The organism is uncultured Comamonas sp. (genome assembly GCF_964277875.1).
Taxonomy (GTDB): Bacteria; Pseudomonadota; Gammaproteobacteria; order Burkholderiales; family Burkholderiaceae_C; genus Comamonas; species Comamonas sediminis.
Map to the genome: position 1 here is coordinate 390,108 of NZ_CAXYJV010000050.1, position 8,653 is coordinate 398,760.

Below are 8,653 nucleotides of genomic sequence, written 5' to 3' on the forward strand. Positions count from 1 at the left end.
ATCTGCACCCTAGTCTGTCAACGGCAGCATGATGCGGAAATCCGTGCGCCCAGGCTCGCTCTCGCATTCGATAAGGCCTTCGTGCCGCTGCACAAAGGTCTGCGCCAAAGGCAAACCCAGGCCTGTGCCGCCATCACGTCCGGTCACCAAGGGGTAGAAGATCCGCTCCTTGATGTCCGGCTCGATGCCAGGACCGTTGTCAATGACATGCAATTCCAGTGCCAACTTGTGCCGCTTCCGACCCAGGGTCAACTGCCGGGCAATGCGTGTACGCAAGGTGATGCGTGCATTGTCCTGCGCCATCTGCGGCACCAGCACCTGTGCTGCATTCTGCACAATGTTCAGCAATGCCTGAATCAACTGCTCGCGATCACCCCGGATTTCGGGCAGCGAGGTGTCGTAATCGCGCTCAATGCGCAGGCCTTGCGGGTACTCCAGCAACACCAGCTGGCAGACGCGCTCGCAGACCTCGTGGATATTGACATCGCCGACCGTGTGCGGATGGCGGTGTGGCGCAAGCAAGCGGTCGACCAGCGCCTGCAGGCGGTCGGCCTCATGGATGATGACGTCGGTGTATTCCTTGAGCTGGGCATCGGGCAGCTCCAGCTCCAGTAGCTGGGCAGCACCGCGTATGCCACCCAGCGGGTTCTTGATCTCATGGGCAAGGTTGCGTATCAACTCCTTGTTGGCCAACGCCTGCTCGCGCACGCGCTCCTCGCGGTCCTGGCGCACCTGCTGCTCCAGCGGCCACAGCTCCACCAGAATGCTCTCCTCCTCTTCCCACCACGAGAGGTTGGCATGCACCGGAAAGGAGTCCTGCAGGCTGCGCCGCAACTGCGCCTCGAAGCGCAGCGACGAGAAGCGCTGCGCCCGCGCATCGACCAGGGCCTTGTGGACCAGTTCGTCATCCTGAAAAAAACCGCCGAAGTAATGCCCCAGGATGCTTTTGCGCGAGACGCCCAGCGCGTTCTCCAGGGCTGCATTGACCCGTTCAGCGGCGCCGTCGAGACGAATTACGGCGACCAGGGTGGCGATATGTTCCAGCGCCTGCCATTCACGATCGATGGCACGGAGGTCAGACATGGGGTGTGCCCAGAAAGGTAGAAGCCCTGATTATGGGGCCGGCAAGCGCTGGAGCTCGCGCTGAATGCCAGCGATATCGCTGTCGTTGCGCGCGATTTCCTGCTTCAGATCTTCCACGCGCTTGGTGTAGAAGGCGGGGTTGCGCATCTCCAAGGCGTTTTTCTCAGGCTCGCCATTGTTGTACTCGCGCGCCAACGCGGTCTTCTTGTCCTGGGCTTTTTTCAGCTCGGTCTCCAGGATGAGGCGCGCGTCGGAATCGCGGGCGCGGCCATCGGCCGTGGTAGAGCGTGGCGCGGGTGTGGCGGCAGCGGGTGCACGCGCCGGGCGTGGCGCAGCAGCCGGGGCATTTGGTGCGGGTGCCGGGCTGGCAGCGGGCGTGTGCGGGCGTGTGCCTTGCACGACGGTGACGTTGGCGCCTTCCACCACGGCACAGCCTTTTTGCCGTGCCTTGGCCACATCGTTGGTGTATTCATTGCCACAGCGGTAAATGCGATCCTGCGCCACCGCGCCTTGCGCACATGCCACTGCCACCATCAAAAACAACAACTTTGTATGCATAACCCCGTTTCGCCCGTTCGCTCCACTTTGCCTTCAAACCCGTGACAGCCTTTAGCGACTTTGCACGATGACCCCTCTGCAACCCGCAGTGTAGCTACAAAGGAGGTCGATCACGCCGAACAGTTCCTGCTGTTACAGATTCGCCGCAAGCCGCCAACGCCAGCGCGGCGGACCCCTGATAAAAAACGACCTGCCACCTTGGAAGGTTGACAGGTCGCTTTGTCCAGCCTGACCAGGCCGAAAAGCCTGGCGGGAACGGGTTTACAGCGAGTAGTACATATCGTATTCGACAGGGTGCACCGCTTGGCGGAAGCGGGTCACTTCGCCCATCTTCAGCTCAATGTAGGCATCCAGCATGCTGTCGCTGAACACACCGCCCTTGGTCAGGAAGGCGCGGTCGGCATCCAGTGCTTCCAGGGCCTGGTCCAGGCTGTGGCACACGGTGGGGACCAGCTTGTCTTCTTCCGGAGGCAGATGGTACAGGTCCTTGGTGGCAGCTTCGCCTGGATGGATCTTGTTTTCCACGCCGTCCAGACCGGCCATCAGCAACGCTGCGAAGCCCAGGTAGGGGTTCATCAGTGGATCGGGGAAACGTGCTTCCACGCGGCGGCCCTTGGGGTTGCTCACATAAGGAATACGGATCGATGCCGAGCGGTTCTTGGCCGAGTAAGCCAGCTTCACAGGCGCCTCGAAACCAGGAACCAGGCGCTTGTAGCTGTTGGTGCCAGGGTTGGTGATGGCGTTCAGTGCACGGGCGTGCTTGATGATGCCGCCGATGTAGTACAGCGCGAAATCGGACAGACCGGCATAGCCGTCACCGGCAAACAGGTTCTTGCCGTCTTTCCACACGGACTGGTGCACGTGCATGCCCGAGCCGTTGTCGCCCGAATAGGGCTTGGGCATGAAGGTTGCGGTCTTGCCGTAGGTGTCCGCCACGTTCCAGATCACGTACTTCTGCACCTGGGTCCAGTCTGCACGCTCCACCAGCGTGGAGAAGCGGGTGCCCAGTTCGTTCTGGCCAGCGCCGGCCACTTCGTGGTGGAACACTTCGACGGGGATGCCCAGCGACTCGAGCAGCAGGGACATTTCAGCGCGCATGTCCTGGGTGCTGTCCACGGGAGGCACGGGGAAGTAGCCACCCTTGACGCGTGGACGATGACCACGGTTGCCATTGTCGAACTTGGCGCCGCTGTTCCAGGGTGCTTCGTATTCTTCGATGTCGAAGAACGGGTTGTTGGGTTCGGTGCTCCAACGCACGCCGTCGAAGATGAAGAATTCTGGCTCTGGACCGAAATAGGCGGTATCGCCCAGGCCCGATGCCTTCAGGTAGGCTTCAGCGCGCTTGGCCACCGAACGTGGATCGCGGTCATAGGCCTTGCCGTCACCGGGCTCGATCACGTCGCACTGCAGGAACATCGTGGTTTCGTCAAAGAACGGATCGATGTTGGCCGTGTTGGGATCGGGCATCAGCAGCATGTCGGAGGCTTCAATACCCTTCCAGCCAGCGATGGAGGAGCCATCAAACGCGTGGCCCGAGGTGAACTTGTCTTCGTCAAAGTGCGAGATAGGCACCGTGACGTGCTGTTCCTTGCCACGGGTGTCGGTGAAACGCAGATCAACGAACTTGACCTCGTTCTCGTCCAACATGCTCATCACATCTGCAACGCTCTTGGCCATCTAATGCTCCAAAGAAAATCGTGAATAAAAAGGGCTGTGCCAAGACTAAAGCAGTTTACGTGCCAGTTTTGTGACATGCCCATGCCGACCGGGAAAAGCGGGCTTGGCGAATGCCCCTGCATCCGTACTGTGCCCAAAGGCAGACTGTACCGCGCTTTTGCCCTACCCCCAGAGGGACGCTGATGATTTTGCAGCCGGCGGCCCAGATCCGTGCAGCGCAAGGGGTAGATGCGGCATCGGCACCAAAATGGTGCAAAGCAGGGGTGACCTAACGTGAGAAGCGTTAGTGCACCAAAATGGGTATTTGCGCACTACATTGGTGCGTTTCAAGCAGAGATAGAGGCTGTGCGCCTGCCGACCTCCGCGCCCTGCCCCGCCCAGGCCCCTACATCGCATCTCCGGAGTCTGGCACTCGCACACCATCGGTTTTGCCGCGCAGCGCGGGCTCCGTCACCGGCAGCTGCGCACCCGGATCTCCATTGGCAATCCGCAGCTGCTGCAGCGCAGCCAGGCAGAAATGGATGAACCACAGCGAGGAAAACGCAAAGGTGATCGCATAGATCCATACGGCGATCGGAATCAGCACCACAAAGCCAATCGTGAAGACCATGCCCGAGGCCCAGACGACGCTGGGCGCGATGCCGATATAGCCGGAGATGATGCCCATCAGCAGCAGCGGCCAGCGGTGGCGCTGCAGGAGGGTGTCGCGTTCGGCCTTGCTGGCATGGTCGGCCAGCGCATCCACACTCATCACGCGGTAGGTGAGCCAGCCCCAGATGACGGGAGGCACAATCAGCACCAAAGGGGGGATCAGCCACAGCGGCATCGTCACGACAAAGGCCACGACGGCCACTGCCGAGGTGCTCAGGGCCCAGAGCACACTGGTCACCAGGCCCATGCCTTTTTTCTTCTCCAAAAGGGGGAAGCGCTGCTCGGTCACCATATTGACCAGCGCGGGCGTCATCAGCAGTGCAATCACCAGCAGCGCAACCACCGCTGCCACGGGCGTGATCAGGATCAGCACCACAAAGGGCGCGATGCCCGCTGCAAAACCCTCGGTGCCGCTGCTGCCAAACCAGCTGAACACCGTGCGCAGCCAGCCAATGGTCTCCACCCAGTGCTGCATGGTCGCGACCGTGCCCGACCAGAAGAAATAGCTCCAGCCCCCCAGAGCCACCAACATCACCACCAGCGGCAAAATGGACAGCAGCATCACACGCGGACGGAAGCAATAGGCGGCAGCGCGCCAGAAAGCATCAAACATCAGGCTGGAGCCGGCAGACGCTGAGGGCATGGGGTGAACTCCTTGTAGGTTTCAGCGGCACCGCAGGACAGGGAATCGCCCTCTGCGGCAGCGGATGGCAGGCATGGATCTCGCTTCAGGCACGGCCCAGCAACCGCAACAGACCACGCCACTGCTGGCTCCAAAAACCGCGCCCGTAATCGCGCAACTGCCCGTGGCGGTTGGGCTGCACCTGGTCACGGATACCGGTGGGGTCATAGCGTAGCTCAAAGTTGGCAGTGCCAAAAAGCATATCCCACCATGGCAGCAGTACACCAAAATTACAGCCCCCCAATCGGGTACGGGGCACGGCCTCTCCGGCCTGGACGGCGGGGCTGGGCGCCGCAGAAGACGTAGGTGACTCGTGGCCAATGCCGATGGCATGGTGGCGGCGGTGAAAGCGCGGGCTGATCCACAGGCGCTCACCCAGGCGGCCGAACCACAGGCGCAGGTTGGCGTGCTGCAGGCTTTCGCTCAGCTGGGTGATGGCGACAATCGCGACGAACTGGCTGGGCGCCACACCGATCAAGACGGCGACAAACACCAAAATACTGTCATGCACCAGGTCATCGAGCAGGTGGTTGCGGTTGTCGCTCCACATCGTCATCTGCCGCTGGGAATGGTGCAAGGCATGCAGCCGCCACCACCAGACAAACTGGTGCTGGCCCCGGTGGATCCAGTACGCGACGAAGTCGAACACCACCAGGTAGATCAGCAGGCTTACCCAGCCCAGGTCCGTGACACCAGGCCAGAGTGCATCCAGATGCCAGGTCTCAAAACCACGCACGCGCAGCGCGCCCACCACCATGTCCCACAGCGGATCGATGGTGAAGAACAAGGCCAGACGAAACAGACCCAGGCGATGGATAAAGGTGTAGAGCATGTCCACACGGATCGCATGCCGATCGGTCACCGCCTCGACGGGCCTCCAGCGCTGCAGCGGCGCGATGACCAGGACCATGATGACGATCTGCAGGCAACCGACCAAGAACCAGCCCGCTGCCGTGTAGCCATCTTCTAGGTAGCTGGCAAGGCCCAGGTTGAACAGCAGCGGCTGCAGCAGCTGCTCGAACAGCCACTGCTGCGCGTTATCAAAAAGCGTGCTGAGAAATTCCATGGCAAACCATTAGTGCGAATCGGGCTTCAAGCGCTGCAGCCAGTGTGCGCTACTGCGCGCGCTTTCAGCCACCATGCTGACGAATCCAATCCTTGTATTGCGGATGCTCACGCAAGGTGGCAAAACAAAATCCCTTGGCCTGCAGGCCTTCGATCAGCGGCTGCAGTACGGCCGGCGCCCAAGGGTCCTTGCGGTCCCAGATGCCCAGGTGGGCCAGCAAGATATCGCCAGGGCGGATGTCGCGGAGCGCCTTGTTCAGCAGCTGCTGGTTGGGGTATTGGTCGCTGGGCAGTTCATCACCCAGAAAGCCCGCCGGCGACCAACCCACATGCGCATAGCCGCAGCCCTTGGCGGCGGCTATCAGGCTGGGTGAGGTCTTGCCACCCGGCGCGCGAAACAGCGGCAAGGGCTTGACGCCGGTGATCTTGGCGAGACGGTCCTCGGATTGTTGAATCTGCGCGCAGTACTGCGCAGCCGTCCACTCAAAGCGTTGCCCGGCCTGCGGGCCTTGTGACGGCTGCACTTTGAACCGGGGCGCAGCGCCTGCCGGCACTTTGACATCGCCACGCCAGTAGGTGTGGTCCCAGGTGTGGGAGGCGAAGGCATGGCCTTCTGCGGCGCGCGCACGCCACCAGGGCGCCCAGTGGTCACCCAGGCTGCCATCGCCCTCCTTGGTGCGTTCATTGGCCGCAAAGAAGGTGACCTTGACCTGCGTCTTGTGCAGCACCTCGGCGATCTGGTTGGCCACCCCCATGTGGCCAGTGTCCAAGGTCAGATAGACGGGCTTGCTGCAACTCGCTCCCGCAGCAGCCGCTGCGGCGGGCGCTGAAGCAGCAGGCTGGGCAAAGGCAACGGCGCTGCCCAAATGGGCGGCCAGAAGCCAGAAAAATGTGCTGCGCATAGCGTGGCTATCCCCTCTGCGGCTGACTCAACGATGCACTAGCGCGGTGCGTGGTCCAGCACCCAGATGCCGTGCGGCGATTTGCCTACCTTGACCTGGTTGACCACCTTGCGCTCAACCGTGTCGATCACACTCATCTTGCCTGCCCAGCGCGAACTGAGGTAGATGTAGCGGCCGTCCGGGCTCACATCCATGCAATCGGGACCGCTGGGTCCAGGGTAGCGGTCGACCACCTTCTGGCTCACCATGTCGAGCTTGCTGATGGTATTGGCCACCCGGTTGCTGACGAAAAGATGGCGGCCATCGCCGGTCGCGCGGAAGGCGTGCGCACCCTTGTCGGTCTTGATCGTATTGACCAGCCGGGGCTCGGCGCCACTGACGTCGAACACCTGAACGCCGTCACTGCCGGTGAGCGCAATGAACACGAATTTATCGTCCGGGCTTCCATACAGATCGGCCGGCATCTGCCCCGTCTTGGTGCGCCACTTGAGGGTCTGTGTGGCTATGTCGATCGCCACGAGCTCGTCGCTGTCCTGCATCGTCGAATAGATCGTCTTGCTCTTGCTGTCGATCCACAGGTGGCTCGGGGTCTTGCCCGTAGCAATACGCTTGACCAATTTGGGCTCTTGCCCGTCCCAGCGGTAAATATCAATGTGGTTGAGGCGGTTGGCCGCCGTCACAAACCACTTCATGTCCGGCGAAAAACGCAGGTGGTAGGGATCGGAAATACCCTGGATCACGCGCTGCACCTCCGCTGTCTTGGGATCGACAAAGGTCAGCGAATCGCCGGTGGCATTGGCCACGATCACCGACTTGCTGTCCGGCGTCAGGTACAGGTGATGCGGCTCCTTGCCGGTGGGAATGCGCTTGACCTCTTTCCAGGTTGCCGGATCGATGACGCTGATGCTGGCATCGAGGGAATTGAGCACAAGGATCGGGTTGGCAGCATGCACCGCAGTGGCTGCAAGGGCCATCACCGCGACCAGAGAACGGACAAAAACGAGGGGCTTCACAAGCGATTCCTACTAGTAACGCAGCGAGTGTAGCTGCCTGCGATAAATGGCAGCAGCGCTTGGGGGCGATTGGCGATGTAAATAATCGTTGAACTTGCGCCAAAGCCACACAAGGTCAAAAACCGTCAGGGCTTGAGCAGTGCCAGCTCTTCGGCAGTGAGCCAGCGCCACTCACCCGGCTTGAGCTCTTCCGTCAGAACCAGACCGCCAATCTGGGCCCGGTGCAGCCCTTCCACACGGTTGCCCACCGCCGCCAACATGCGTTTGACCTGGTGGTACTTGCCTTCGGTCAGGGTCAGATCCAAGGTATTGTCGCCCGTCTTCACGCAGGCAGCAGCCTTCACGGGCTTGGGGTCGTCATCGAGCACCACGCCTGCCAACAGACGCTCGACCTGCTGCTCGGTGACCGCATGCTTGGCAGTCACCTGGTAGCGCTTGGGAACATGCTTTTTGGGCGAGCTCATGCGATGGATAAACTGGCCATCATCGCTCAGCAGCAGCATGCCGGTGGTGTCCTGGTCCAACCGACCCACCGCCTGCAGACCCTGAATGGCATTCTTGTTGGGCCTGGTGCGCAATGGCACCGGCAGCAGGCTGTAGATACTGGGGTAGGCCGATGGCTTTTGCGAGCACTCGGTACCTGCAGGCTTGTTCAACAGCACATAGCCCAGTGCATGGTATTCCCACTCCACGCCCTGGACCTTGAAGCGCAGGCCATCCGGCTCCACCTCGGCGGTCGAGTCGGTCACGGACAGCCATTCATTCGCCTGCGCGTCCCACAACTGTACCCAGCCTTGCTGCACCAAGCCGGAGCACACGCGGCGTACACCAAAACCCTGCGAATACAACATATCCTGCAACTGCATCACAACCTCTACAAGCGAGCTGCAGAACGCTGCTGCAGCGAGATAAAAAGAAAAACCCCTCTACTCGGTAGAGCAGAGGGGTTGATCAGTATAAAAGCCTGACGATGACCTACTTTCACACGGGAATCCGCACTATCATCGGCGCGAAGTCGTTTC

Annotated in this window: 8 protein-coding genes; all 8 read right to left on the reverse strand. The window is 61.1% G+C overall.

Annotation, left to right across the window (positions count from 1 at the left end; translation table 11 throughout):
* Positions 1-9: 9 nt before the first annotated feature.
* Positions 10-1,083 (reverse strand): nitrogen regulation protein NR(II), encoded by a 1,074-nt coding sequence (gene glnL / locus ACHWUQ_RS22705; RefSeq protein ID WP_312409377.1) that lies wholly within the window; start codon positions 1,081-1,083, stop codon positions 10-12.
* Positions 1,084-1,113: 30 nt separating this feature from the next.
* Positions 1,114-1,641 (reverse strand): hypothetical protein, encoded by a 528-nt coding sequence (locus ACHWUQ_RS22710; RefSeq protein WP_312409378.1) that lies wholly within the window; start codon positions 1,639-1,641, stop codon positions 1,114-1,116.
* Positions 1,642-1,902: 261 nt separating this feature from the next.
* Positions 1,903-3,318, reverse strand: a complete 1,416-nt coding sequence (glnA, locus tag ACHWUQ_RS22715; protein ID WP_116927832.1) for a type I glutamate--ammonia ligase — start codon at positions 3,316-3,318, stop codon at positions 1,903-1,905.
* 385 nt (positions 3,319-3,703) lie between these two features.
* A complete protein-coding gene (locus ACHWUQ_RS22720; RefSeq protein WP_394682542.1) occupies positions 3,704-4,612 on the reverse strand; it encodes an EI24 domain-containing protein in 909 nt (302 codons plus the stop codon).
* 85 nt (positions 4,613-4,697) lie between these two features.
* Positions 4,698-5,717, reverse strand: coding sequence for a sterol desaturase family protein (locus ACHWUQ_RS22725; RefSeq protein ID WP_312409380.1), 1,020 nt, complete (start codon positions 5,715-5,717; stop codon positions 4,698-4,700).
* Between the two features lie 64 nt (positions 5,718-5,781).
* Positions 5,782-6,618: a polysaccharide deacetylase family protein gene (locus ACHWUQ_RS22730; RefSeq protein WP_239812390.1), complete on the reverse strand. Its 837-nt coding sequence runs from the start codon at positions 6,616-6,618 to the stop codon at positions 5,782-5,784.
* A gap of 38 nt (positions 6,619-6,656) precedes the next feature.
* Complete coding sequence (locus ACHWUQ_RS22735) at positions 6,657-7,592, reverse strand: beta-propeller fold lactonase family protein (RefSeq protein ID WP_394682552.1); 936 nt, start codon at positions 7,590-7,592, stop codon at positions 6,657-6,659.
* Between the two features lie 164 nt (positions 7,593-7,756).
* Positions 7,757-8,497 (reverse strand): 16S rRNA pseudouridine(516) synthase, encoded by a 741-nt coding sequence (locus ACHWUQ_RS22740; protein ID WP_394682543.1) that lies wholly within the window; start codon positions 8,495-8,497, stop codon positions 7,757-7,759.
* Positions 8,498-8,653 lie beyond the last annotated feature (156 nt).

Coding starts and splice junctions, on each gene's coding strand:
- glnL (WP_312409377.1), bottom strand. CDS start 1,083: ATGTCTGACCTCCGTGCCATCGATCGTGAATGGCAGGCGCTGGAACAT.
- ACHWUQ_RS22710 (WP_312409378.1), bottom strand. CDS start 1,641: ATGCATACAAAGTTGTTGTTTTTGATGGTGGCAGTGGCATGTGCGCAA.
- glnA (WP_116927832.1), bottom strand. CDS start 3,318: ATGGCCAAGAGCGTTGCAGATGTGATGAGCATGTTGGACGAGAACGAG.
- ACHWUQ_RS22720 (WP_394682542.1), bottom strand. CDS start 4,612: ATGCCCTCAGCGTCTGCCGGCTCCAGCCTGATGTTTGATGCTTTCTGG.
- ACHWUQ_RS22725 (WP_312409380.1), bottom strand. CDS start 5,717: ATGGAATTTCTCAGCACGCTTTTTGATAACGCGCAGCAGTGGCTGTTC.
- ACHWUQ_RS22730 (WP_239812390.1), bottom strand. CDS start 6,618: ATGCGCAGCACATTTTTCTGGCTTCTGGCCGCCCATTTGGGCAGCGCC.
- ACHWUQ_RS22735 (WP_394682552.1), bottom strand. CDS start 7,592: ATGGCCCTTGCAGCCACTGCGGTGCATGCTGCCAACCCGATCCTTGTG.
- ACHWUQ_RS22740 (WP_394682543.1), bottom strand. CDS start 8,497: ATGCAGTTGCAGGATATGTTGTATTCGCAGGGTTTTGGTGTACGCCGC.